At 62.1% G+C, this 24,223-nt stretch carries 21 protein-coding genes and 1 tRNA gene; 9 read left to right on the top strand and 13 right to left on the bottom strand.

Features of this window, described 5'->3' with window-relative positions; translation table 11 throughout:
• Positions 1-45: 45 nt before the first annotated feature.
• The 10 genes from ACI3GR_RS14015 to ACI3GR_RS13970 form a co-directional block, all read right to left on the bottom strand.
• On the bottom strand, positions 46-1,311 hold the full coding sequence (locus ACI3GR_RS14015; protein WP_407495329.1) for an FAD-dependent oxidoreductase: 1,266 nt from the start codon (positions 1,309-1,311) through the stop codon (positions 46-48).
• On the bottom strand, positions 1,308-2,150 hold the full coding sequence (locus ACI3GR_RS14010; protein WP_407495328.1) for an ABC transporter permease: 843 nt from the start codon (positions 2,148-2,150) through the stop codon (positions 1,308-1,310). The genes ACI3GR_RS14015 and ACI3GR_RS14010 overlap by 4 nt, the downstream gene beginning before the upstream one ends.
• On the bottom strand, positions 2,143-2,910 hold the full coding sequence (locus tag ACI3GR_RS14005; RefSeq protein WP_407495327.1) for an ABC transporter ATP-binding protein: 768 nt from the start codon (positions 2,908-2,910) through the stop codon (positions 2,143-2,145). Before ACI3GR_RS14005 ends, ACI3GR_RS14010 begins: the two co-directional genes overlap by 8 nt.
• A gap of 163 nt (positions 2,911-3,073) precedes the next feature.
• Positions 3,074-4,090, bottom strand: coding sequence for an ABC transporter substrate-binding protein (locus ACI3GR_RS14000; protein ID WP_407495325.1), 1,017 nt, complete (start codon positions 4,088-4,090; stop codon positions 3,074-3,076).
• A gap of 33 nt (positions 4,091-4,123) precedes the next feature.
• Positions 4,124-4,804: a GntR family transcriptional regulator gene (locus ACI3GR_RS13995; RefSeq protein ID WP_407495324.1), complete on the bottom strand. Its 681-nt coding sequence runs from the start codon at positions 4,802-4,804 to the stop codon at positions 4,124-4,126.
• Between the two features lie 117 nt (positions 4,805-4,921).
• Positions 4,922-5,599 (bottom strand): haloacid dehalogenase type II, encoded by a 678-nt coding sequence (locus ACI3GR_RS13990; protein WP_407495323.1) that lies wholly within the window; start codon positions 5,597-5,599, stop codon positions 4,922-4,924.
• 45 nt (positions 5,600-5,644) lie between these two features.
• On the bottom strand, positions 5,645-8,752 hold the full coding sequence (locus ACI3GR_RS13985) for an efflux RND transporter permease subunit (RefSeq protein WP_407495322.1): 3,108 nt from the start codon (positions 8,750-8,752) through the stop codon (positions 5,645-5,647).
• A 3-nt stretch (positions 8,753-8,755) separates the two neighbouring features.
• Entirely contained in the window at positions 8,756-10,006 is a 1,251-nt protein-coding gene (locus ACI3GR_RS13980; RefSeq protein ID WP_407495321.1) for an efflux RND transporter periplasmic adaptor subunit, read from the bottom strand.
• A complete protein-coding gene (locus tag ACI3GR_RS13975) occupies positions 9,999-10,499 on the bottom strand; it encodes a GbsR/MarR family transcriptional regulator (protein ID WP_407495320.1) in 501 nt (166 codons plus the stop codon). The genes ACI3GR_RS13980 and ACI3GR_RS13975 overlap by 8 nt, the downstream gene beginning before the upstream one ends.
• Positions 10,500-10,598: 99 nt before the next feature.
• Positions 10,599-12,095, bottom strand: a complete 1,497-nt coding sequence (locus ACI3GR_RS13970; RefSeq protein WP_407495319.1) for an AfsR/SARP family transcriptional regulator — start codon at positions 12,093-12,095, stop codon at positions 10,599-10,601.
• 212 nt (positions 12,096-12,307) lie between these two features.
• Here ACI3GR_RS13970 and ACI3GR_RS13965 point away from each other — a divergent pair, with 212 nt between their 5' ends.
• The 7 genes from ACI3GR_RS13965 (at position 12,308) to ACI3GR_RS13935 (ending at position 20,313) form a co-directional block, all read left to right on the top strand.
• Positions 12,308-13,945 carry a GMC family oxidoreductase gene (locus tag ACI3GR_RS13965; protein WP_407495318.1) on the top strand — a complete coding sequence of 546 codons (1,638 nt, stop codon included), beginning with the start codon at positions 12,308-12,310 and terminating at the stop codon, positions 13,943-13,945.
• Between the two features lie 272 nt (positions 13,946-14,217).
• A complete protein-coding gene (locus tag ACI3GR_RS13960; RefSeq protein WP_407495317.1) occupies positions 14,218-15,468 on the top strand; it encodes an ABC transporter substrate-binding protein in 1,251 nt (416 codons plus the stop codon).
• Between the two features lie 74 nt (positions 15,469-15,542).
• Positions 15,543-16,529 (top strand): branched-chain amino acid ABC transporter permease, encoded by a 987-nt coding sequence (locus ACI3GR_RS13955; protein ID WP_407495316.1) that lies wholly within the window; start codon positions 15,543-15,545, stop codon positions 16,527-16,529.
• A gap of 1 nt (position 16,530) precedes the next feature.
• On the top strand, positions 16,531-17,538 hold the full coding sequence (locus ACI3GR_RS13950; protein ID WP_407495315.1) for a branched-chain amino acid ABC transporter permease: 1,008 nt from the start codon (positions 16,531-16,533) through the stop codon (positions 17,536-17,538).
• A complete protein-coding gene (locus ACI3GR_RS13945) occupies positions 17,531-18,238 on the top strand; it encodes an ABC transporter ATP-binding protein (RefSeq protein WP_407495314.1) in 708 nt (235 codons plus the stop codon). The genes ACI3GR_RS13950 and ACI3GR_RS13945 overlap by 8 nt, the downstream gene beginning before the upstream one ends.
• Before the next feature lie 3 nt (positions 18,239-18,241).
• Entirely contained in the window at positions 18,242-18,979 is a 738-nt protein-coding gene (locus ACI3GR_RS13940; protein ID WP_407495313.1) for an ABC transporter ATP-binding protein, read from the top strand.
• A gap of 221 nt (positions 18,980-19,200) precedes the next feature.
• Positions 19,201-20,313, top strand: a complete 1,113-nt coding sequence (locus ACI3GR_RS13935) for a zinc-binding dehydrogenase (protein ID WP_407495312.1) — start codon at positions 19,201-19,203, stop codon at positions 20,311-20,313.
• 202 nt (positions 20,314-20,515) lie between these two features.
• Here the strand turns inward: ACI3GR_RS13935 and ACI3GR_RS13930 are convergent.
• Positions 20,516-20,590 (bottom strand) — tRNA-Phe (locus ACI3GR_RS13930).
• Between the two features lie 382 nt (positions 20,591-20,972).
• On the opposite strand from ACI3GR_RS13930, the gene ctaD reads away from it, so the two are divergent.
• Together ctaD and ACI3GR_RS13920 are read left to right on the top strand one after the other, a co-directional pair.
• Positions 20,973-22,646, top strand: coding sequence for a cytochrome c oxidase subunit I (ctaD, locus tag ACI3GR_RS13925; protein ID WP_407495311.1), 1,674 nt, complete (start codon positions 20,973-20,975; stop codon positions 22,644-22,646).
• A 96-nt stretch (positions 22,647-22,742) separates the two neighbouring features.
• Positions 22,743-23,216: a DUF2244 domain-containing protein gene (locus ACI3GR_RS13920; RefSeq protein ID WP_407495310.1), complete on the top strand. Its 474-nt coding sequence runs from the start codon at positions 22,743-22,745 to the stop codon at positions 23,214-23,216.
• Between the two features lie 15 nt (positions 23,217-23,231).
• Here ACI3GR_RS13920 and ACI3GR_RS13915 read toward each other — a convergent pair whose 3' ends face one another.
• Together ACI3GR_RS13915 and ACI3GR_RS13910 are read right to left on the bottom strand one after the other, a co-directional pair.
• The gene (locus tag ACI3GR_RS13915) at positions 23,232-23,411 is read right to left on the bottom strand and encodes a DUF3008 family protein (RefSeq protein ID WP_407495309.1); all 180 of its coding nucleotides are present in this window, start codon (positions 23,409-23,411) and stop codon (positions 23,232-23,234) included.
• A gap of 162 nt (positions 23,412-23,573) precedes the next feature.
• Positions 23,574-24,035, bottom strand: a complete 462-nt coding sequence (locus ACI3GR_RS13910) for a GatB/YqeY domain-containing protein (protein ID WP_407495308.1) — start codon at positions 24,033-24,035, stop codon at positions 23,574-23,576.
• Positions 24,036-24,223: the final 188 nt, after the last annotated feature.

Below are 24,223 nucleotides of genomic sequence, written 5' to 3'. Positions count from 1 at the left end.
TTGCATTGGTGACAGGCATTTACCTCCGCGCCAAGACCCTGCGGATCAAGACAGGTCTTGCACGGATAGCGTCGCCCCCTGCCCGCGCAGCACGTCGCGCACCGCTTGAGGCGAGAACGTTCCGTTTGCGACCTGCGCGGCCGCCACGCCTGCCGCCTGCCCGGTGGCCATCGCGGTGCCCATCACCCGGATCGCCGCCCCACCTTTGCGGTCGCCATCCGCCAAACGCCCGGCACAAAACAGGTTTTCGGTATCGACCGAGTGCAGACAGGACAACGGAATTTCATACGAGCCCTTTTCCGGCGGGTAATCGAAGGTCGACGCATAGGTCCCGCGGTCATGCCATTCGGCCCCCCATGCGCCCAAGGCGATCGTATCGTCAAAAGTTGCGCGTCCTTCGATATCCGCCCATGTAAACTGCCGCTGGCTGTTCAGGTGACGGCTTTCACGCGTGCCGATTTCTGGCCCGGTGGACACCAGATAGGCCCCGCCGCAGCCCTCAATCGTGCGGATGGCGTCTAGGTATCCCCACGCCTGCCGCCGCACGTCCATCTCGGCCCGGCTAAGGCTGGCTGCATCGCGCGGGTCGTAATCGGCCGAGGCGAGGTACAGCACCATGTCATTCGACCCCGGCAGCCGGACGATCACGCATTTGTCCTTGGTCAGGTCCGAGATCTGGCCCGTCGCCGTTGCATTCGCATTGAACGCCGCGACCGCCTCTGCGATCTGAGGCGCCGTCACGGTCACATCTGCCGGAATGCCCCCGAAACGGGTGCCCAAGGTTCCAAGGTTGACCCCATCCGCGTTACCATATCGCGTCGATGCGCCGCCCAGATGCGCCAGGTCCCCGTCGCCCGTGCAATCCACAAAGCCTCCGGCCTCAACCCGATGTGCGCCGCCATGATCGCTGTAGGTGACGGCTCTGATCCGGTCGCCATCCCGTTCCGTCCCGGTCAGGGTCGCGCCAAAGCGCACGTCGACACCAGCACGCGCCACCAGATCATCCAGAACGACCTTCATCGCCTCGGGCTCAAAGCAGGAAAACACACCGCGAAAACGATGCGGCCCGGTGATGGCCTTGCGCGTCTTCAGCGCCTCGACCACCTCGGCCCCGACTCCGCCGACGACCATCCGGCAGTCTTCTCCAAGGGTGTAGAGACCACACAGCGTCAGAACATTCCGCACCGCCGCCGCGCCGCCCAGACAGCCGTGCCGCTCCAGCAACAACACCTTCGCGCCCGCACGCGCGGCGCCGACAGCCGCGCCAACGCCAGCCGAGCCGCCGCCCGCCACAACCACGTCATAGCTCATGTCCGCCACCCCAGAACGCGCCGTTCGATCAATGCGATCACGGCGCTGACCACGACCCCCAGAACCGAAAGGATCACCACGCCCGCGAACAGCCGTTCAAGGTCGTACAAAGACCCGGCCTGCAGGATGTAAGCCCCGATCCCGTATTCGGCCCCCAGCATTTCCGCCGCAACCAGCAGGATGATGGCGATGGCCAGCGAAATCCGCAGCCCCGACAGGATCCCCGGCATCGCGCCCGGCAACACGATCTTGCGAACGATCGACCACCAAGACAGGCCAAACGATTGGCCCATGCGGATCAGCGTCCGGTCCACGTTATCCACCGCGCCATAGGTTGCGACGACGGTGGGCGTGAACGTCCCGAAGGCGATCAAGGCGTATTTCGACCCCTCACCGATGCCGAACCAAATGACGAACAGTGGCAGCAAGGCGATCTTGGGGATCGGAAACAGCGCGGCCACCAAGGGCACCATGCCCGCCCGGATATAGGAAAACAGTCCGATCAACACGCCCACGCTGACCCCGACCGACACGCCCAAAAGCGCGCCGACGGCCAGACGCGCCAGCGACGGCCCGAGGTGTTTGAACAGCAGGCCCGACTGATAAAGCTCTTGGAAGGTCTCCAGAACGTCCGAGGGTTTGGGCAAGGTCAGCGCTGAGATCCACCCGGTCCGCGTGCCCCATTCTGCGATCAGGATCAATACGACAAAGACCACCACACCGACCCAGCGATGCGACCGCGGTTTGAAACCGCCGCCCCGGAAGGCCACCGGTTTGCCTTGGGCCGAGGTCGACGGGGATGGCGTCACCGGTGCACCGGTCAGGCTGGCATCAGACATTGATCAACTCCGCATCCGCCGCGCGGGCTTCGTCCCGCATCAACTGCCAAAGGTGTTTCTGTTTGGCCTCCAGATCGGCATCACCGAACTGACGTTCAGCCAGGGGCGTGTCGATTTCGACCACCTCTTGAATGCGGCCCGGGCGACGCGACAGCACGACGATGCGATGGCCAAGGCGCACGGCCTCGTTCAGGTTGTGGGTGACGTAGACGGCGGTGAACGGCTGGCGGGACCACAGCGATACAAGATCGTCCATCAACAGCTCTCGCGTCTGACTATCCAGCGCCGACAACGGTTCGTCCATCAGCATCACCGCCGGATTCACCGCCAACGCCCGCGCGATGGCCACACGCTGCTTCATGCCCCCCGACAACTGCTTGGGCAGCGCCTTGGCAAAGTCCGACAACTTCGTCCGCGCCAGCACATCATCGATGATCGCCCGCGCCTTGGGTCCCTTGATACCGTGGTCTTCAAGAACCAGAGAGATGTTCCCCTCAACCGAGCGCCACGGCAGCAGAGCGAAGTCCTGAAAGATATAGGTCAGCGGGTTCAGACACCCTGCCGGAGGCTCTCCGATCTGGCGGATCGTACCTTGGCTAGGCCGCTCAAGCCCCCCGATAAAGCGCAGCAACGTGGATTTACCGCAGCCAGAGGGCCCCACGATACAAACGATCTTACCCGCAGGAATGTCCAACGTGATGTCCCGCAGAACCTCGAAATCGTCGTAATGGTGGCTGACGCCGTCCAGTCTGATGTCCATAAGTATGCTCGTTCTGAAGTGAGGGCAGCGACCGACCCGAGGGAGGCGCAATAGCGCCGCCGTCGGACCACAGGTTCGGCTTTGGCGGAACGGGGGCGGGTCGGCGCTACCCGGCGCGAACGCCGGGCTTTTTTCCGACCCTGACGTGGTAGCTAAGTTCGGCTTAGCTCATCGTCTCGACATAGGACGTGTCGACCAGATCATCGATCGTCACGCTGTCGTCGACATAGCCACCGGCCTTGAACCACTCCAACTGATCTTCGACCGAGGCAAGGTTCAGTTTGGCCCCTTCGTTGATCCGCATGGTGCCGTTGACGATAGATGGCTTGGCCTTTTCGAACGGGCGGTCGCTATAGACGTACTGGTGGATCAGCTTGACCATCTCGTCCACACCGGCCTCTCCGCCCGCGTTATCGATCATGGTAGAGTTGTAATCGGTCACCCCCTTGGAGAAGCCCGCTAGGAACGCTTCGGTTTTGTCGCGCTGGTTGGCGGCATTGTCGGCCGAGGTGAAGACAGTCGTCGTCTGATAGTTCGGCAGGTAATCCTGCACCGCGCCGATGATATGCACCGCGCCCGAGCCTGCCAGCGGCTTGGCGATATGCGGCACGATGTTCCACGCGTCGATCTGGCCCGACTTGATCGCACCGACCACGGCACCGACCTTCTGCAGCGGCTTGAAGGACATTGAAATCCCCTCGGCTTGCGCGATCTTGTCGCCGACATAGTGGAAGGACGACCCGGTCTGGGTCACGCCATAGCTTTTGCCATCCAGCATCGCAGGCGACGTCACGCCCGCCTGATAGGCCGCGTCGGACGCAAGGATCTGCTGGCCGTCGATGCCCTCTTCTTCGATCAGCGCGCCGCCAATCACCTTGATCGCGCCCTTCTGGGCCAGCGAAATCAGACCGCCCGAAATCGCGGTCACGGCGTAATCGATATCTCCGCTCGCAATTGCCACGGCCATCGGCTGTGCCGCCTGGAAGAACTCCAGTTCAACATCCAGCCCGGCATCGGCAAAGTAGCCGCGGTCCTTGGCAACAAAGCTGCCGGAATGCGAGGTAAAGCGCAGCGCGCCCACTTTGATCTTGGTGCCCTGAGCGATAGCCGGAGCGGCCAGCGCTGTCGCGGTGGCGGCGCCACCCATGATAAGTGCCTGACGGCGGTTCAGTTTGATCATTGTTTTCCTCCCTATGATCTGGTGCGCCGGGGTTCACCCGGTCTGTGAGTTTGTTTTGAAATCTTCGTCGATGTCTTGGGCCAGCAGCGCCTCTGCCCTTTCAGGATCGCGCGCCAGAACCGCCTGCATCAACGCCTCTTGCCGCGCCCGGCGCGCGTTGAAATCCAGCCGCCCTTCGCGAAGCTGCGCCAGACGGAACCGGCGGCTTTGATCGAAGAACTTGCGCTGCAAATCCTGCAGACGCGGTGATCCGCAGGCCGATATCAGCGCGGCCGAGAATCCGCGACAGGCCTCGTCCCATTCCAGAGCGTTCAGATCATCAGGCGCAGCGGCCACCCGGTCTTCGGCCTTGCGCAGCGCATGATGCGCCGCGATCACCCGGCCTTCGTAATCCGTATCGCCCTGTGCAATCGCCAACCCAAGGGCAACACGCTCCAGCTCTTTGCGGACAAGGTTGATGTCGCGCAGATCATCCTCGGTCGCCGAGGTGACGCGGAAGCCCCGCTGTGCGGTCGCCTCGACCAGACCTTCGGCGCTAAGCAACCGCAGGGTTTCGCGCATCGAATGGTTCGACCCGCCATAGCGCTGGCGCAGCGCCTCGATCTTGAGCTTTTGGTCAGGAAGCAGCGTGCCGAAGGAAATATCGCGCCGCAGGGCCGAAGCCAGCATATGCACGACGGTGTCCCCGTCTTTTTCCGAACGGCTGAATAACACGACCGGCCTCCCCACCAGAAATGTTGGATATTTCTGGAACCGTTGGAGGCTTTTGTCAATCGCACCCGGCCCGCGCCTAGTGCCTAAGGCTCCGGCACAAGGCCGAAGCCCTTTGATTTAAAGGTACTCAGGCAGGTCAGACAGCGACTGAATAGTCAGCGTGGGCTCGACTCCCCATGGGTCGAAGACGTCTTCGGGATTGCGCTGCACCCAGATCGACCGCCAGCCCGCGTTCATCGCGCCCATCACGTCGAAGGGGTTCGACGACACGATCCAGCAGCGGTCAGCCTTAGCGTCTACGGTCTTGCAGAAATGCTCGTACGCGGCGGGGGCGGGTTTGAACGTCTGCGCCGGCAGCACCGACACCGCGCCATGCATCGCACCCCACAGGCCTTGCGACCGCAGCAGGCTTTCGATGTCTTCGGGGTCGCCGTTGGAAAAGGCATGGCATTCAACCCCATCCGCCGACAACGCCTGCATCGCGGGCCGCGCGTCGATAAAGGCATCCAGCGTCCGGTAGCGTTCCAGCAGGTTGTCGCGTTCGTCAGCAGAGATATTTTCGCCCGTGACCTTAAGCGCGTAATCGAGCGCCTGTCCCGTCACCGTCGAAAACGGCACAAACGCCCCCATCAGCCCGCGCCGAAACGCATATTCCAGCTGTTTCTGCCGCCAAATCTGCGAAAGCTGCGCCGCCTTGCTGCCCACCAACATCGACAACGCCGGTGTCAGCGCATGAATATCGATGAGAGTGCCGTATACGTCGAACGCCAGCACATCACCGGATTGGATCTTCATTGCCCGGTCCCTTACCAAGATTCGCCGTGAGACATTTTGCCACCCTCAGGCGTGACTGTCATCAGGGGCACGGGGCAGAAGTGGTTTAACTGCTTTCAAAAATCCATCGATATACGTCAAAAGTACCGGCACCACGACCAACGTCAGCAGCGACGACGAAATCAGCCCCCCGATCACCGCATGGGCCATGGGCGCGTTCTGGCCCGACCCGCCGTGAATATTCAGCGCCAAGGGCAGCATCCCAAAGATCATCGCCAGCGTCGTCATCACGATGGGACGGAACCGGGTGGTCCCCGCCTCGACCAGCGCGTCGAACAGGTTCATCCCTGCACGCCGATGCTGATTTGCGTTGTCCACCAACAGGATCGCGTTCTTCACCACCAGCCCCATCAACATGATGAACCCGATGATCGAAAACATGTTGAGCGTCGAGCCCCCCACCAGCAGCCCGCCCATCACGCCGATCAACGCCAAGGGCAGCGACGACATGATCGCGATGGGCTGGACGAAACTGCCGAATTGCGACGCCAGCACGAGGTAGATGAAGACAACGGCCAGCAACAGCGCCGCCGCAGCCGAGGCGCCGGATTCCGCGATCTGTTCACTGTCGCCGCCGAACCCCGTCCGATAGCCCGGAGGCAGGTCCAGATCGGCAATCGCCTGCTGGATAAAGGGCTGTGCGGTCCGGATGTCCAATCCATCAAGGCCAGAGGTCACCGAAACCGAGCGTTCGCGCCCTTCGCGGGTGATCTCCCCGGGGCCTGTGGATTGCTCGACCACGGCGATCTGGTCCAGACGGACGACGCCGGTGCCATCCGCATTGGTCGCAACGGGCAAGGACCCCAACCGGCTGGCATCGTTGCGCACGTCTTCAGGCAGACGCAGCAGCACGTCGTAGCTGTCGCCATTGGGCGCGGTCCAATCCGACACCGTCTGGCCCGCAATCATCGGGGACAAAGCCTGCCCCACCTGCGCCAGCGACACGCCCAGATCAGACGCCGCATCACGATCAATCCGGATGCCAATCGTCGGCTGCGGATCATCCAGAGATGTGCGGACATCGGCAAACCCGGGAATCGCATCAAGATTGTCGGCCAACTGCCGCGACAATCGGGTCAGCACATCCAGATCCTCGCCGAAGATCTTGATCTCGACCGGCGTGGCGACACCCGATCCGAACGATCCCGGAGGACCGATACGGAACCTTGCACCGGGCACGGCTTCAAGCGCGTCGCGAACCAGTGGCGTCAGGGTGGTGGGTGTCAGCTCTCGTTCCGTCGTGTCGGTCAGGCGCAGCACGATCGAGGCGTTGTTTTCGCCCGAGTTCGTGCCGGAGTTGACAGTCGCATAGGTCCCGATCACCTCGGGAAACTGGCGGACGATGGCATCGACCTGCGCGATCTTTTCAGCGGTACGGTCCAAGGTCGTGCCCACCGGCATTTCCAGATCCACCTGCATCTCCGAATTGTCCGCGGGCGGCACGAACTCTGCCCCGACAAAGGGAAACAGCGCCAGACCGCCGACAAAGGCCACGACAGCGACGATCAGCGTCGATTTGCGCCACCGCAGCGCGAGTTTCAGCAAGGCCCGATACCGACGCCCCAGCCAGTCGAAGAAGCGTTCGAACTGATGCACCGCACGGCCGATGGGGCCGCGTTTGCGATCGGGATCGGCCGCAGGATCGTACCAGACCGACGACATCATCGGGTCCAGCGTGAAGGACACGAACAAAGAGATCAGGACCGCGACCGACACGGTCACGCCGAACTGCAGGAAGAACCGACCAAGGATGCCTTCCATAAAGGCCACCGGCAGGAACACCGCAACGATCGACAGAGTCGTGGCAAAGACGGCCAATCCGATTTCGTTCGTACCGTCCAGCGCAGCCTGCCTGTGGTCTTTGCCCATGTGCAGATGCCGCATGATGTTTTCGCGCACCACGATGGCGTCGTCGATCAGGATGCCAACCGCCAGCGACAGCGCCATCATGGTCATCATGTTCAGCGTAAATCCAAGGAAGTAGATCGCCGCCATCGTCCCGATGATCGAGATCGGCAGCGTCAGCCCGGTGATTACGGTCGAGCGCCATGAATTCAGGAACAGGAACACGATCACGGTGGCCAGCAACGCGCCTTCGATCAGCATGGACTGCACGGATTCAAACGACTTTTCGACCGGAACGGCGTTGTCGCGGATGATCTCCAACTCGATCCCGTCATACAGTGGATCTTCGGCCAACTCGGCGATTTCTTCGCGCACCGCTTCGGCCACGGCGACGGTGTTCGCGCCTTGGGTTTTCACGATATCCACGGCCAGCGCCTGTTCACCGTCCAGCATGGCAAGGCTGGTGCGTTCCGCCAGATCGGTGCCGATCACCGCCACGTCGCCCAGACGCACCGGATATCCACCGCGCCGCGCGATGATGATCTCGTCAAACCCCGCAAGGTTTTCGATCCGACCTTCAACCTGAACCGACTGCTTGGATGGCCCTTCAGTGACCGAACCTGCGGGCAAATCCGTGTTCTCTGCCACCAGCGCGGCCGCGATTTCCGACGCACCGATACCCAGCGCCGCCTGACGGTCGGGATCGATCAGCACGTGCACCTCGCGCGGCAGCCCCCCAACAACCGAGGCGCGCCCGACGCCGGGGATATTCGACAGACGGGTGGCCAGTTGATCTTCGGCCAGCGCGGTCAGCACGCCTTCGTCATACCTGTCAGAGCTTAGCCCGACCGAGATGATCGGCATTTCCGACGGGTCGAACCGCAGGATCTGCGGGTCTTCGGCATTGTCGGGCAACACCCCTTCGATCTGCGCGATCCGGTCCCGCACGTCCTGCGCGGCGACCGAACTGTCGACCTCGAGGTTGAACTGGATCAGCACCATCGACGATCCGGTCTGCGCGGTCGAGCTGATGGTGTCGATGCCAGACAGCGTGGCGACGCTGTCTTCGATCACTTGGTTGATGTCCGATTCCACCGCCTCTGGCGTCGCGCCGGGATAGGATGTCACCACCGCCACCACCGGGAAATCAACCTCTGGCAGCTGTTCCACCGGCAGGCGTTGATAGGAAAACAGGCCGATCACGAAGATCGCCACCATGATCATGGTCGCAAAGACCGGCTGGCTGACGGAAATACGGGTCAGGAACATGGCTTAACCCTCGACCAGCGTGATTTTCATGCCGGGCTGCAACCGCTCCATCGGGGCCGAAACGATAACGTCGCCTTGGCTTAGCCCCTCGGACACCTGAACGATGCGGCCCCGGTCCCAGGTGCGGATTGCCCGGATCGGCTGACGCACCACACGGTCGCCGTCACGCTTCAGCACGAAGGTGCCCTCTGCGTCCTCACGCACCGCATCCGCCGGGATGCCAATCGCATCCGTGACCTCTTCCAATACCAAGAGGCCAGAGGCGAACATGCCGCCCCGCAACACGTCATTCGGGTTGTCGATGGTCGCATAGATCGGCAGCACCCGCGTGCCGGATTTGGCCACGGGTGCAACCCGTTCGACCGTGCCTTCGAACGACCGGTCGCCGAACCCGTCCACCGTGATCTCGACCACCTGCCCGGTTTCAATGCGGGGCGCGTAGTTCACCGGGATCGCCCCTTCCAATTCCAGCGATGAGATGTCGACCAAGGTCATCAGCGGTGTGCCGGGGCTGACATAGGCGCCCGGATCAACGTTGCGTTCGGCGATCTGACCGGCGAAAGGCGCGGTGATCGTGGCTTTTTCGATGCTCTGCCGCGCGGTTGCGACCTGTTGTTCAAGCGCCGAAAGGTTCGCACGTAGCTGCTGAACATTCGCCTGCGCGCTATCAAGGTTCGACGAGGTCGCGACCCCACGATCCACAAGACTTTGCGTCCGCTGCAATTCGCCCGTGGCATATTCCAACTGCGCCCGTGTGGCGTCGGCGGTGGCCTCGGATTGTTCCAACTGGTTTTGCAGGGTAGCCAGATCGATCTGCACCAGAACCTCTCCGGCCTCGACCCGGTCACCGGCGCGTTTGTTCACCGCGTCGACGCGGCCTGCGACCTCGGCCGGGATGCCCAGATGCTGGTCAGGGGACAGCGATCCGGTGATCCGCACCGTTTCCCGCAAGACACCGGGGGCGACCTCGGTAATCTCACGCGGCAATAGCTGCATGACCACTTCGCGCGCCGGGGCTTCTTCAACCTCTGGCGTGGCCGCAACAGGCACCTCTTCGGCGTCGGGTGTTTCCCCGATCAAGCCTTGCTGCTGCGCGATGTAAGCCCCCGCGCCCAGCCCGACGATCACCAGCACAGCCCAAGGCCAGCGCCGCCGTGGCGCACGCCCGCCAGACGGCTTTGCGCGAAGAGCCTTTTTCTCACGATGCGTCAGGGCCCATTCGGGCTTTGGCGGCTCTTCGGTCTTGTCACTCATGGTCGTCTGTCTCTTGTCTGTCCGGGCCCTGCGGCGCCTTGGCGGCGGGGCTGTCCAATGTCTGCGCCCAGCCCCGCAGGAAGCCTGCGGACGAGCGATAAAAGTCTGAAAACTGGGCAACTTTCGCGCCCTTGCCCGCGTCCTGCGGGGCCATTTCGGCGGCGATCCCCCCAATCCGGTCTGCGTTGCGGTCAAACCGGTCGGCCATCGCCAGAAGCGTCGCGCCCTGCGGATGCGGGACCGCCTCCCACAGATCGCCGCGGGCGCCTTTTCGGCTGACGCGCACCGTCATCCCCCGCAATTCCAACAGCCGCACGTTGGTCGACACCGAGGCTTTGGAGACCCCGAGGCCTTCGGCAATTTCGGTCAGGCTGGACGGGCCATCGGCAAGGATCAGGTACGCCATGACCTGCCCCGCGATCCGCGGACCGCCTTCGGCCTGCCAGATCAGGCCCAGCGCCTCGATGAATTTATCGTCTAGTGCTTGCGTCATGTGCAGCCCAATGTTCATATGGTTCAATATAAACTGAATACTGAGCTTACAAGGGGCGCCCCCGCGTCATTCGCGCAAGCCTTGGCCTGCAGAAATGCCCTACCCTGCTGCGCTGCGGCGTGTGCTGCTATGGCCCAAAAGCTCTCGGCTAACGGCCAGAACCTCGTCCGAGGCTGCACCGGCATCGAATTCCCGAACCGCATTCAGGTACTGCTGATACTGCCGCGCCACGGCATCCTTGCGATCCTGCGCCGCAAATACCCGCATCACTTCAATCGTGGCGCTTTCGTTCGTGGGGTCCAGCCGCAAAGCCTTCTGACTATGATCCAACGCGGCCTGAAACCGCCCCAACTGACGCAGCGCCTTGGACATGTCGTACTGCAACTTCACCGCCATATCGTGCAGCCAGATGCGGCGCGGCATACACCAGTCTTCGTAATCCGATTGCACGTATTCCATCGGCAGATCCTCGAACAAATCACCACGATACAGACGCTCTGCCCCCTCATAGACGCGCAAGGCGGCGGCAAAGTCGTTGTGGCGAAACAGCGCCAGCCCGCGCCGGCACAATTGTTCAAAAGCGCGGATGTCGATCCAGCTGCCCTTGGGCACGTTCAGATAATAAATGTCACCTGACCGTGTCACCGCGTCGATCCCGCCCAAAGATTTGCGCACCATGGCAATCGTGTGCCGCAGCCGACCGCGCTTGACCTCTTCCGACCGGTCATCGGGCCAAAGGAATTCGCACAACTGCTCGGCCGGGCAGCCGGTTTCCCCCCGTGTCAGCAGATAGGCAAAAAGCGCGCGGGATTTCTTGGGTGCGGCTCCGGCAATGGTCCAATCGACTTTTGCCCCGCCCCGAACATAGACCTGCAGCCGCCCCAGACAGTGAATGTGCCAGCGTTCTTCGGACGCATGGCTGGCGACGTGACGGTGCGGCGTGGGCACCCAGCCGGGCGTCGTCCCGCGTGCGGCGTCCGGCAACTGCGTCTTTCGAAAGGACCGGTCGGCAAACTCGGGCACGATGCGGCCCAGCAAAAAGCTTAGCTGTTCGTCCAGCGACGCCTTGTCCAAAAGGTTCTGCGGCAGCCAATGCGGATTGTTATATAGCCCCGAAGGCGACAGAAAGGCCCGATGTGCGCGGAAGGTTGCGGCCATCTGATCTTCGACCAGCGTTTCCCGATCATAAAGGCAGATGATGGCCACGCCATGCGCCTCGGCCGCGCGATCGGCAATCGCGCCCCACCGTTCGATCATCGTGGCACCCCAGACGACGTTCAGCGCCCAGCTCATATCGACGATCAGGCATGTCAGGTCGGGATGCTTGGCAAATAATTCGCCCAGTTCCGTCAGGATCTGATCGCTGGACACTTCGGGCGTGTCCGGTAGTTGCGCCACCACGTCCAACCGATGCGCCCCGGTCGCGGCTGACAGAAAGGTTTCATCCGCCGACATGACGTAGCACCCCGGCGTCGCCAACCATGGGGCCAAGGTCTGGCTGGTGAACATCGTATCCCCAGCCGCCCAAAACAGCGCCGCGTTGACGATTCTATCGGGCGCGATTTCGACCGGATGAGAGGTGGGATCAGCGGACATGTCGGACATCCTTTCGGCACGTCGAACCTTGCGAATATGCCCCCGCACCATGCCAAACAAAAACCAAACGCGCAACGCTAGCCTGAGTCGCGCGGCCACTTCGCCGCATAGGGAGGGACCAGAGCCGAGCGTCCGCGCCACAGGTGCGCCGCCGGGGATGTCCGTGAAAAGAAAACAGAATAACGCCTTTTGGGCGAACGGATACTTGCGCCATGTCGGAAGAGTTTGACTATGTAATCGTCGGGGCCGGATCAGCCGGGGCCGTGTTGGCCCACCGCATGTCCGAAGACCCTGCCATACGTGTTTGCCTTCTGGAAGCCGGGGGGCGCGACTCGAGCCCGCTGATCTCGACCCCTATCGGCGTGGCGTTTCTGGCCAAGAACCCGCGGCATACCTGGGGCTTCACCTCTGCCCCGCAGACGGCGCTGGACGGGCGCGAACTGGCGATACCGCGCGGACGGGTTCTGGGCGGGTCTTCTGCGATCAACGGGATGATCTATATCCGCGGGCATCGCGCGGATTACGACGACTGGGCGCACGCGGGCTGTGTGGGCTGGGATTACGACAGTGTCCTGCCCTATTTCCGCAAGGCCGAAGGCAACACGCGCCCCGGTATCGACACTGCGGTTCACGGCACCGACGGGCCACTTAGCGTGTCTGATCTGGGTGACCCGAACTCGACCGACTATGATTTTTTGGAGGCGGCGCAGCAGATGCAGTTGCGCACCTGCGCCGATTTCAACGTGGCCGAACCCGAAGGCGTCGGCATCTATCAGGTCTCGCAAAAGGATGGTCGCCGTCATTCAACCAGCGCCGCCTATCTGGCAGGCATCCGGTCGCGGCCCAACCTGAAGATCATCACCGGGGCCGAGGCGTCGCAAATCCTGATCGATAACCAGCGCGCCGTCGGCATCGCCTATACGCTGGACGGCCAGCAGGCACAGGTCCGCGCCCGAGCCGAGGTGATCCTGGCCACGGGCGCGATCGGGTCGCCCGATCTGCTTCTACGCTCGGGCATCGGGCCGGGCGCACAGATCAAAGGGTTTGGCGGCGACGTGGTGCACGACTTGCCGGGCGTGGGCGCCAATCTTCAGGACCACACCGACGTCATGATCATCTGCCGCACCAAATCGACCGCGCCTTGGGGCGTGTCGGCGCGCGCGCTGCCGAAACTGGCGATACACGGCCTGAACTGGATGACCCGGCGGCGCGGAATGTTGTCGTCGAACATGGTCGAGGCTGGCGGTTTCATCCGCAGTCAACCGTCAGAGCCGCGGCCGGACCTGCAGTTCCACTTCATCCCCGGACTGAAAAGTCATCGCGGACGGCTGGTGGAATATGGCCACGGCGTATCGCTTCATACCTGCATCCTGCGCCCCGACAGCCGCGGCAGCGTGACCCGCGACGCGCCCGCTGGGGCACCGATTGTCGATCTGGGGCTGCTGACGGCCGACACCGATATGGATCGGTTGTTGCGCGGCGTCAAAATCGCGCGGGACATACTGGCCCAGCCTCCTCTGGCCCGCCATGGGCTGGACGAGGTTTTGCCCGGTGAGGCGGTTCAGGACGACGACGGCTTGCGCAGCTATCTTCGCGCTCAGGCCCGCACGGTCTATCACCCGGTCGGAACCTGCGCGATGGGCACCGGCCACGATGCCGTGGTCGATACACGCCTGCGGGTGCATGGCATCGCAGGGCTGCGGATTGCCGATGCCTCCATCATGCCGACCATCGTTTCGGGCAACACCAACGCCCCTGCCATCATGATCGGCGAAAAGGCGGCGGACATGATCAAAGAGGATGCCAAACACGGCGCGGCAGCCTTGGAAACAAGGGCAGCCATCGCATGACGGCCCGTGATCCAGCCAAAAGTGAAACGCAGTCACAAACTCTATACCCAAAGGAATTTGGCCTTCCTAACGTGGATTTGGTGCGATTTGGGCACCGCGCAGGAAAGGTCAAAAAGTCCGAGGTCACGGGCGTTTACCCGCCAAGACCCCGGCACCCGCTGGTCCCGGAAGAGGAGGTCCGGACCCAGCCCCCGACATCGGGGCAATTTTTACGTTCAAGCTAAGCCGGAATATTCAAACCGGCAGACATGCACATCAGGGAGGATGATGTAATGACCAAGACATTGAAATTCGCAGCCGCCGCCGCATTTGCCGGGGTCGCGTTCGCGGGCCCTGCCATGGCGCAGGAATGCGGTGCCAACACGGGTGAGGCCGCGACCGGAGAGCCGATCATCGTCGGCGGTATTCACGGCAACGCGGCCCCCGGCGACTTTTCCGCCGCCACGGACTCTGCTGCCGCCTACTTTGCCTGTGTGAACGCCAACGGCGGCATCCACGGTCGTCCGATCGACTACCGTGTGGAAAACGACCAGTGGAACCCGGAGCTGGCCGCGCAGGCCGCTGCCAAGCTGGTCAACGACACGCCGACCGTGGCACTGGTCGGCAACGGATCGTTCATCGAAATGGGCGTCAACGCCAAGACATATGAAGACGCCGACATCATGGTCATGGCCTCGGCCTGTGCCATCTCAGAATGCTTTGAGACGCCGAACATCGTGTCGACCAACCAAGGGCCCCTGCCCTCGAACCTGGGGGCTGTGATCTACGCTTATGAAGAACTCGACGCCCAGAACGTGTCCTGCATCGGCCTGAACATTCCCAACAACGGCATCTGGTCCTGTCAGGCGTCGATCGACTACATGAAGTCGAAAGGTGGCGACGGGTCGATGGCGCTGCTAAACCCTGCGGCCCCGGACGTGAACTCTGTCCTGCTTGAGGCGATTTCGTCGGGCGCGGACACCATCCTGATCAACCAGCCCGCCGGTCTGGCCCTTGCCATCCTGAAGGCAGCCGAGGAACAGGATCTGCGCGACGATTTCAACTGGATCGCCCCGACGCCGCTGTATGATCTGTCGATCCCGGACCAGCTGTCCGACTACTGGGATGGCCATGTCTACGTCAGCGCCGAACTGGCCCCGCTGCAGGTCAATGGACCCGACGCCCAGAACTGGCTGAAAGTCATGGATGCCTATGCCCGCGACGAAGACCCGCGCGACACCTTCAGCCAGTCTGGCTATCTGTCGGCCAAGTTCTTCACCGAAACCCTGCTGGAAATGGACCCGGCGGACGTGGGTGACCGCGCCAAGGTGGCTGACGCGATCCGTGGCATCAGCGGCAAAACCAGCGATCTGATGTGCGGCCCCTACTACGTGGGCGACGCGGATTTCCACATGCCGAACCACGCAGGCTACATCGTGAAGATCGTCGCCGACGGCTATGAAATAGTGCGCGACTGCTTCGAATACGACGCACCGTATTTCGAAAAGCACAAAGCGCTTGAGGCCGAGCTGGGCCTGCGCTGAGCCGATCATACCAATCGCGCGCGGCGGGCCTGACCTGCCGCGCGCTTTTCCTATTCAAAAGAGGAAGCAGGCAATTGGCAGAGGTCGGCGTATCGCGCGCAGGCCTGCCCTGGGGCAGGTTGCTGAACGGTCTTCTGGTCGCCGCATTGGTCATCGGATTGGTGACATGGCTAGGCTGGGGCATGAAGTTTTCGCTGGTGGGCCGGTTCCTTGTGGCTGGGCTGGCGGTTGGATCGCTTTATGCGCTTGGCGGCATCGGCATGGTCGTGCTGTACCGTGCAACGGGCGTTCTGAACCTGTCGGCGGGCGCTGCAGGCGCCGCGGGTGCCATGACCGCATGGCAGATGACCGAATGGGGCATCTGGCCACCGCTTGGCTGGCTGACCTGTATCGCCCTCGCCACCCTGCTGACCCTGATCTATGGCCGCTTGATCGCACCACTTCTGGCTTGGCGCGATCCGGTTGTCAAAGCCGTAGCGACCCTCGGCTATGCGCTGATCATCCTTGGGTTCGTCAGCTGGGCGTGGATCGACACCCCAAGATCGCTAAGCCTGCCGACCGACAAGATGCGGTTCGAATTGCTGGGCCTAAAGGTCAACTATACCCGCGCTTTGGTCATGATCGCATCGGTCGGGATCGTGGTGGGCATCTGGCTGTACCTTGGCCGGACCAAGGTCGGTCTGCAAATGCGCAGCCTTGCCAATGACCGTGACCTGTCGGCCCTGATCGGCATCCCGATCCTGCGCGTCGAAACCATCGCATGGGGCATCACCGGCGTCATTGCAGGGTTTACAGGCCTGATGTTCGCCGACCTGATCCGGCTGGATGCATCGGTCATCACCTTCATGGTCATCCCCGCCGCCGCAGCAGCGATCTGCGGGCGGCTGGAAAGCCTTGCGCTGGTGCTGGTCGGCGGCCTCGCCATCGGCTTGATTGAAAGTATGCTCACCTTCTCTTCGACCCTGAAGGGCGTGCGTCCGATCGCCCCCTTCGTCATCGCCGCGCTGGTCCTGTTGTGGAATCAACGCAGCACGCGCCTGACTTTCGGCGGAAAGGATTGACATGCGAAACCTATTTCATGTCACCCCCTCTGGCTGGACCGGTCTGGCCTTCGCGGCGTTTTGCTTCGTCTTTCTGCCGATGCTGGCAGGCAACCTGTGGATGGCGGTCTTTATCTCGACCGGATGCTTCACGCTGGCGATCGCGGGCGTGTCCTTCATGTATGCGCGCCTTGGCATGGTCAGCCTGACCCAAGTCGGCCTGATGGGCGTCGGCGGCTGGGTCGTTCTGCGGATGAGCTATGCCTTTGGTACCCCGTTCGAGGTCAATCTGATCGTCGGCGCGCTGGTCACCATGGTCGCAGGCTGGCTGCTGGCCCTGCCCGCCTTGCGGATGCGCGGGCTGTATCTGGCACTGGTCACCCTGATGGCTGCGGCGGGTCTGGAAATCGTCTTTGCCACGTTCCAGTTCCCGAACGGCGGCACGGGCTTCTGGGGCGTCGCCATCGGATCGACCGAACCGATACCGCGCCCCGCCATCGCCATGTCTCAGGCCGCTTACCTGCGCTATGTCATCGTCTGCGTTGTCCTAGGCTTTCTGCTGATCGAAGCGCACCGCCGCCTTGCCCCAGGCCGCGCCTGGGCCCTGATCCGCCGGTCCGAGGCCGCGGCCATCGCCGCCGGTGTCAACGTCACGCTCTATAAAACTTGGGCATTCGGCATCTCTGGCCTGCTGGCCGGGGCCGCGGGCGGTCTGCTGGCGGGCAGCCTTGGCCTGTTGGACGACGGCACCTTCCGCGCAGGCGAAAGCATCCTGCTCTTTGCGCTGGCCGTGGTCGGAGGCGCGCGGGTCTGGCTGGGCGCCGTCATCGGGGCCGCCCTGTTCCGCATACTGCCTGCCCTGCTGAACAACTGGGGCGTCGACGCCGACCTGTCCTTTGTGATCTTCGGCGCGGGCCTTCTGCACGCTGTCATTACCGCGCCCAACGGAATCGCCGGACAGGTGATCGACGGGATCACCGCGCTTACCCGCAAATCCCGGCCCACAAAGACGGAGGCGCAAGATGCTTGACGTTCGGGACGTAACCGTCCGGTTTGGCGGCGTCGTGGCGCTGGACAGCCTGTCGGCGCAGTTCACTCACCCCGTCAGCGGGGTCATCGGCCCCAATGGCGCAGGCAAGACGACCTTGATGAACGTCATCTCTGGCTTCGTCGCGGCGCAGACCGGATCGGTTCAGCAGGATGGTCAGAACCTCTTGTCCATTGCCCCCCACCGTCGCGCACATTGGGGCCTGCGCCGATCCTTCCAAAAAGAAGAAATCGCCGAGGACCTAAGCGTTTTCGACAACGTGCTGGTCCAACTGGACCATGGTCGCGGTAAAGGCCGCATGGACGAGGTGATGCACGTCCTGGACCTTGTCGGCCTTGCCGACCGCGCCCAACAATCCGCAGCGACGCTGAACACCTTCGAACGCCGCCTGACGGACATCGCGAAATGCATGGTCGGATCCCCGCGCCTGATTATGTTCGATGAACCCGGCGGCAGCCTTAGCGTCGAAGAGACCCACACGCTCGGAGAGTTGATCCTGCGCATCCATGCGGAAACCGGCGCACAGACGCTGGTCATCGACCATGACGTTGATCTGATCCGCAGGATTTGCAGCGAAACGCTGGTGCTGGACTTCGGCAAACGCATCGCCTTTGGCCCCACCGACGAGGTCTTGAACGACGCCAAGGTCAAAGCGGCCTATCTGGGAACCGAGGAGGTCTGAGCCATGGCATTGGAAGTCAAAGGTCTGAACGTACGCGACGGTGGCCGGATGGTCGTCTCTGACGTCGATCTGACGCTGCTTGAAGGCAACGTGACTGCCGTAATCGGCGCAAACGGCGCGGGCAAATCCGAATTGGTGCTGGCACTTGCCGGTGTCCTGCCCCATGCGGGCGGAGAGGTCACCCTCGACGGCAAGCCACTGACCGGCGCTGGCCCCGACGCCATCCGCGCTGCGGGAATCGCCGCTGTCCCCGAAGGCCACCGCGTCCTGACTAAGCTGACCGTTGACGATAATCTGCGCGCTGCCGCGTCCTTCCGCGATAATGACGTCGAAGAGGCCCTACGCGACACCTACGCCCTGTTCCCCGAACTCGCCGAACGCAAAGGCCAGCTGGCGGGCACCATGTCCGGCGGCCAGCAGCAGATGGTCGCCCTGGGCCATGCATTGATGAGCCGCCCACGTTTCATGCTGATCGACGAGATGTCGCTGGGTCTTGCCCCGCTGGTCGTCAAAAGGCTGATGCGCTTTGTCGAAGAGATGAAATCGCGCGGTGTCGGGATCCTGTTGATCGAACAATTCACCGACATGGCGCTGGCAGTGTCAGAACAGGCCATCGTTCTTCGAGGCGGCCAGGTTCGATACTCTGGCCGGGCCGAAGCGCTGGCGACCAACAAACAGCTTCTGGACGAGGCGTATTTTGGCATCGACGCCGCACATCAAGGGTCAAGCCGGGCGGTCTGAGGTGATAGGTCATCCGCCCCGCCTGGGCGTCGGTTGGCACAGTTCAGCGCCCCAGTCCTCACCCACTGCCTCAACGTCACATCGACTGACGGCGACACAGCCGGTGGCACAAACCCTTCGTATCAGGCAGGGTCGCGACAATCTGACACTGGGTGACCGGCAGGGAGACGGGTCTCGCTCCCTTTCCCGACCGCATCACCCCGACAAAGGGAGCGACCATAATGGCCACCACCGGCAAGCAACTGTTCACCACACTAACCCCAGACGGCACCCTGACGGTGGCGATCGAGGACGTGAGTTTCCCCGATCCGACCGGCAACCAAGTGCTTGTCAAAATGGAAGCCGCGCCGATCAACCCGTCGGACCTTGCGATCCTCGTGGGCGCTGCCGACATTGAAAACGCCAGCTTTTCCGAAGGCAAATTCGTCGCCAATATGCCCGAGCCCTTCAACAAAGGCTCCAAGGCGCGCCACGGGCTGAAGCTGCCCGCCGGGAACGAAGGCGCCGGAACCGTGGTCGCCGTCGGGGATTCGGACAAGGCCAAGGCCCTGATGGGCCAGCGTGTCGCCTGCGTGCCGGGCAATGCCTACAGCCAGTACTGCATTGCCGACGCAGGCTCTTGCCTGCCTTTGGGCGATCACTCTGCCGAAGATGGCGCCAGCGCCTTCGTCAACCCGATGACGGCCCTCGGCTTTGCCGAAAACGCCAAGATGGATGGTCAAAACGCGATCCTGCACACGGTTGGCGCGTCAAACCTTGGCCAGATGCTGACGCGCATCTGCCAAGAGGACGGCCTTGGCCTCGTTAACATCGTGCGCAAGGACGATCAGGCAGAGCTGCTGAAGAAAATGGGCTCCACCCACGTGGTCAATTCTGCGGGCGATGATTTCATGGCGCAGCTGCGCGCTGCGATCGAAGCCACCGGCGCCTTTTACGGCTTCGACCCCATCGGCGGCGGCAAGGCGGTCGACACGGCCTTCAAGGCGATGGAGCAGGTCGCAGTCAGCCGGATGACCGAATATTCCCGCTACGGCTCGACCCAGCCTAAGCGGATGTTCATCTATGGCCGTCTCGACACAGGCATGACCATGCTGTCGCCCAGCTATGGCTTTGGCTGGACGCTATCCGGCTGGCTGCTCTTCCCCTTCCTGCAATCCGCCGGAGGCGAGACGGTCGCCCGAATGCGCAAACGCGTGCTCGACAACCTCACCACGACCTTCGCCAGCCACTACAAGGCCCGCGTCAACCTTGAGGAAATGCTGACCAAAGACGCCGTCACCGACTATCGGGCCATGAAAACGGGCGAGAAATATCTCGTCACGCCTTGGTCCTGAGCCTGCGATTGGCGGGCCGAAGGCACCTGACCACGGTGCCTTCGGCTATTCGATTGGTAGATTTGCCGTTGGTTGGTGGAAAAGAGCTGTGTCTTAACCGCCGTGAGCGGACGTTGGACAACAGGCTCAGGTTCACAGATTGGTCTACGGCTCCTAGCAACGGATAAACTGTGGAGCATAACCGGTGGGATAGCTGAAGAAATGGTGCCCGGGGGCGGAATCGAACCACCGACACGAGGATTTTCAATCCACTGCTCTACCCCTGAGCTACCCGGGCACGGGAGAAGGGGGCGCTTTGCCGACCTTCGGGTTGCGGCGTTCTAAGCGGGGGCGCGGGGCTTGTCCAGTCCGATTTTGAGGTTTTTCAAACCCCTGCCTCCGCCTCGCGCCTGACAACATTAAGACCGCCGCCAAACTGACGCCTCGGGCGGCCAGGAAACCTAAGAACGAAGCGGTGTGATGACGCCTTCGCGCAGGACCACAGCCGACCGATTCTCGGCCTGTTCTGGCAGGCTGCGGAACAAGGGGGGTGCGACAAAATTCTTTGATCTGCGTCAATACCAACCATTGCCCGCACTCTGCAATCATTCTAAAACCCCGTTTAATTCAAACTCCCGCATATGGGGGTGCGATGCGTTACTACCAGCAGGAGGCGAGACATGGCTGACGCAGCCGTCCACGGCCACGGACACGAAGACAACCGCGGGTTTTTCACCCGTTGGTTCATGTCGACTAACCACAAGGATATCGGGATCCTCTACCTCGTCGTTTCGGCGCTGGCAGGCCTGATTTCCGTTCTTTTCACCGTATATATGCGCATGGAGCTGATGCATCCGGGCGTGCAATACATGTGCCTTGAAGGTGCAAGGTTCATTGCCGACAGCGGTGCGGAATGTACACCCAACGGACACCTCTGGAACGTGATGATCACTTATCACGGCGTCCTGATGATGTTCTTCGTGGTGATTCCCGCGCTTTTCGGTGGCTTCGGCAACTACTTCATGCCGCTGCAGATCGGCGCGCCGGACATGGCGTTCCCGCGGATGAACAACCTGTCCTTCTGGATGTACGTGGCCGGTGTGTCGCTTGGCGTCGCATCGCTGCTGGCACCGGGCGGCAACGGTCAGGCCGGGTCTGGCGTGGGCTGGGTTCTGTACCCGCCGCTGTCCACGACCGAAGGCGGATCGTCCATGGACCTCGCGATCTTCGCGGTTCACGTCTCTGGCGCATCGTCCATTCTGGGCGCGATCAACATGATCACCACCTTCCTGAACATGCGTGCCCCGGGCATGACGCTCTTTAAGGTGCCGCTGTTCTCGTGGTCGATCTTTGTCACCGCATGGCTCATCCTGCTGTCGCTACCCGTTCTGGCCGGCGCCATCACGATGCTGCTGACCGACCGTAACTTCGGGACGACCTTCTTCGACCCGTCGGGCGGTGGTGACCCGATCCTGTACCAGCACATCCTGTGGTTCTTCGGCCACCCGGAAGTGTACATCATCATCCTGCCGGGCTTCGGCATCATCTCTCACGTGATCTCGACCTTCTCGCGCAAGCCGATCTTCGGCTACCTGCCGATGGTTCTGGCGATCATCGCGATCGGTGTTCTGGGCTTCGTCGTGTGGGCACACCACATGTACACGGTCGGCATGTCCCTGACCCAGCAGTCCTACTTCATGCTGGCAACCATGGTCATCGCGGTCCCGACAGGCGTGAAGGTGTTCAGCTGGATCGCAACGATGTGGGGCGGCTCGATCGAGTTCAAGACGCCGATGCTCTGGGCCTTTGGCTTCCTGTTCCTCTTCACCGTGGGCGGCGTGACCGGCCTGGTGCTGAGCCAGGCGCCCATCGACCGGGCGTACCACGACACCTACTACGTTGTGGCGCACTTCCACTACGTGATGTCGCTGGGTGCAGTGTTCGCGATTTTTGCCGGTATCTATTTCTACTTCGGCAAAATGACTGGCCGTCAGTACCCCGAGACTCTGGGCAAAATCCACTTCTGGATGATGTTCATCGGTGCCAACCTGACGTTCTTCCCGCAGCACTTCCTGGGCCGCCAGGGCATGCCGCGCCGCTACATCGACTACCCGGAGGCATTCGCCACCTGGAACTACTGGTCGTCGCTGGGTGCGTTCCTGTCCTTCGCGTCGTTCGTGCTGTTCTTCGGTATCATGATCTACGCGCTGACCCGCGGGGCACGCGTGACCGAGAACAACTACTGGAACGAATATGCCGACACGCTGGAGTGGACCCTGCCCTCTCCGCCGCCCGAGCATACGTTCGAAATCCTGCCCAAGCAGGAAGACTGGGACAAAGGCCACGCGCACTAAGCGGGCAGATATCCCGGCAATAGCCGAAAAATCAGGGCCGGGGGGAAACCTCCGGCCCTTTGCTTTACAGATTTGGGAAACATCGGACACCGCGCCATGACCTACCGCTGGACCACATCAGACCGACTGGAACTGCGCCCGCACAGATCGCTGCCGAAACAGGGATTCGCGATCGTCATCGCCCTGTTCTTCACGCTGATCATGGTGCCCTTGGCCGCGATGGTGGGTACGATGGTTCTGTGGGGCCTGTTACCCTTCGCCCTTCTGGCGCTGGCGGCCTTATGGTGGGGTCTGCAACGCAGCTACCGCGATGGCGAAATCCTCGAGGTGCTGACGATCCACACCCCGGATATCACCCTGACCCGTACCAATCCGGACGGCAGCACGCAGGACTGGACCTGCAACAGCCATTGGGTTCGCGTCACGAAACATGACGCAGGTGGGCCAGTGCCCCACTACGTTACGCTGAACGGCAATGGCCGCGAGGTCGAAATCGGCGCCTTCCTCTCGGAAGACGAACGCAAATCCCTATACGGTGAGCTTGCCAGCCGGATGGCCGACCTGCGTTAAGCCCGCCAACAGACCTTAAGCTTCGTCCGGCAATTCGCTGCGTTTGGTGCTGGCCATCTCTTCCAGCTCTTCTTCGGTCATGTCGTCGTACATTTCTTTCGACGCACCCTGCAAATCGCTGACCTTGCTGTCGCCACGCTTGGCCGACAGGGCCGCACCCGCCGCCTGTTGCTGTGCTTTCGATTGCGCTTTCATCACGGCCTCCTTCGTTGCCTTTGACGGACAACAAAGCAAAAGGCCGGTGCGTTCCACACCGGCCTTTGGTCTAGGCCACATCAGGCCCTTCTTATCCTCTTGCCCGAAATATCCCGGACGTCACACAAAGGGGAAACATCCCCTGCCCTGTGCCGAACCCTCTCAGGCCCCAAGCTTTTCCTTCACCAACGGCCCCGCCGCGGCAAAATCCATCTGGCCGGTGTACTTCGACTTCAGCGCGCCCATCACTTTGCCCATGTCGCGGATCGACTCGGCTCCGGTTTCGGCAATCGCCTCGTCCACCGCGGCCGAGGTCTCGTCTTCATTCAACTGCCGCGGCAGGAACTCTTCGATATAGGTGATCTCGTGACGTTCCTGTTCGGCCAGATCGATACGCCCGCCCTCTTCATACGCGCGCGCACTTTCCTGACGTTGCTTGACCATTTTGCCAAGGATCGCCAGCACGGTCGCCTCGTCCACGCCGTCTTCGCTGCCTTCACCGCGCGCGGCAATGTCGCGGTCCTTGATCGCCGCATTGATCAGCCGCAGCGTGCTAAGCCGTTCTGCGTCACGATCTTTCATTGCCTGTTTCAGTGCCGTGTTGACCCGGTCCCGAAGTTCCATGCATTCATCCTAAATGGTTTGAAGCCCGTTTGATTAAGGCTTGGACCCTATCCCGCGGATGTCCGGGTTACAACCGCGCCACCCCGCCGCAGCCCCTATACCAAAGCATAGGGCACCCCCTTTGTACGCAACGGCATTTGGCCACAAAACACACACCTATCGGCCTTGACCCTACTGAGCCGCCTCTT

It is taken from the genome of Pseudooceanicola aestuariicola (assembly GCF_045763785.1).
In the GTDB taxonomy this organism is placed as follows: domain Bacteria; phylum Pseudomonadota; class Alphaproteobacteria; order Rhodobacterales; family Rhodobacteraceae; genus Pseudooceanicola.
Note: the sequence above shows the minus strand (reverse complement) of the source record. Positions and strands in the feature narration are given on the sequence as shown.

Excerpts from the sequence above, each read along its gene's own strand:
- ACI3GR_RS14015 (WP_407495329.1), bottom strand. The coding sequence starts at position 1,311 with ATGAGCTATGACGTGGTTGTGGCGGGCGGCGGCTCGGCTGGCGTTGGC.
- ACI3GR_RS14010 (WP_407495328.1), bottom strand. The coding sequence starts at position 2,150 with ATGTCTGATGCCAGCCTGACCGGTGCACCGGTGACGCCATCCCCGTCG.
- ACI3GR_RS14005 (WP_407495327.1), bottom strand. The coding sequence starts at position 2,910 with ATGGACATCAGACTGGACGGCGTCAGCCACCATTACGACGATTTCGAG.
- ACI3GR_RS14000 (WP_407495325.1), bottom strand. The coding sequence starts at position 4,090 with ATGATCAAACTGAACCGCCGTCAGGCACTTATCATGGGTGGCGCCGCC.
- ACI3GR_RS13990 (WP_407495323.1), bottom strand. The coding sequence starts at position 5,599 with ATGAAGATCCAATCCGGTGATGTGCTGGCGTTCGACGTATACGGCACT.
- ACI3GR_RS13985 (WP_407495322.1), bottom strand. The coding sequence starts at position 8,752 with ATGTTCCTGACCCGTATTTCCGTCAGCCAGCCGGTCTTTGCGACCATG.
- ACI3GR_RS13980 (WP_407495321.1), bottom strand. The coding sequence starts at position 10,006 with ATGAGTGACAAGACCGAAGAGCCGCCAAAGCCCGAATGGGCCCTGACG.
- ACI3GR_RS13975 (WP_407495320.1), bottom strand. The coding sequence starts at position 10,499 with ATGACGCAAGCACTAGACGATAAATTCATCGAGGCGCTGGGCCTGATC.
- ACI3GR_RS13970 (WP_407495319.1), bottom strand. The coding sequence starts at position 12,095 with ATGTCCGCTGATCCCACCTCTCATCCGGTCGAAATCGCGCCCGATAGA.
- ACI3GR_RS13965 (WP_407495318.1), top strand. The coding sequence starts at position 12,308 with ATGTCGGAAGAGTTTGACTATGTAATCGTCGGGGCCGGATCAGCCGGG.
- ACI3GR_RS13960 (WP_407495317.1), top strand. The coding sequence starts at position 14,218 with ATGACCAAGACATTGAAATTCGCAGCCGCCGCCGCATTTGCCGGGGTC.
- ACI3GR_RS13950 (WP_407495315.1), top strand. The coding sequence starts at position 16,531 with ATGCGAAACCTATTTCATGTCACCCCCTCTGGCTGGACCGGTCTGGCC.
- ACI3GR_RS13945 (WP_407495314.1), top strand. The coding sequence starts at position 17,531 with ATGCTTGACGTTCGGGACGTAACCGTCCGGTTTGGCGGCGTCGTGGCG.
- ACI3GR_RS13940 (WP_407495313.1), top strand. The coding sequence starts at position 18,242 with ATGGCATTGGAAGTCAAAGGTCTGAACGTACGCGACGGTGGCCGGATG.
- ACI3GR_RS13935 (WP_407495312.1), top strand. The coding sequence starts at position 19,201 with ATGGCCACCACCGGCAAGCAACTGTTCACCACACTAACCCCAGACGGC.
- ctaD (WP_407495311.1), top strand. The coding sequence starts at position 20,973 with ATGGCTGACGCAGCCGTCCACGGCCACGGACACGAAGACAACCGCGGG.
- ACI3GR_RS13920 (WP_407495310.1), top strand. The coding sequence starts at position 22,743 with ATGACCTACCGCTGGACCACATCAGACCGACTGGAACTGCGCCCGCAC.
- ACI3GR_RS13915 (WP_407495309.1), bottom strand. The coding sequence starts at position 23,411 with ATGAAAGCGCAATCGAAAGCACAGCAACAGGCGGCGGGTGCGGCCCTG.
- ACI3GR_RS13910 (WP_407495308.1), bottom strand. The coding sequence starts at position 24,035 with ATGGAACTTCGGGACCGGGTCAACACGGCACTGAAACAGGCAATGAAA.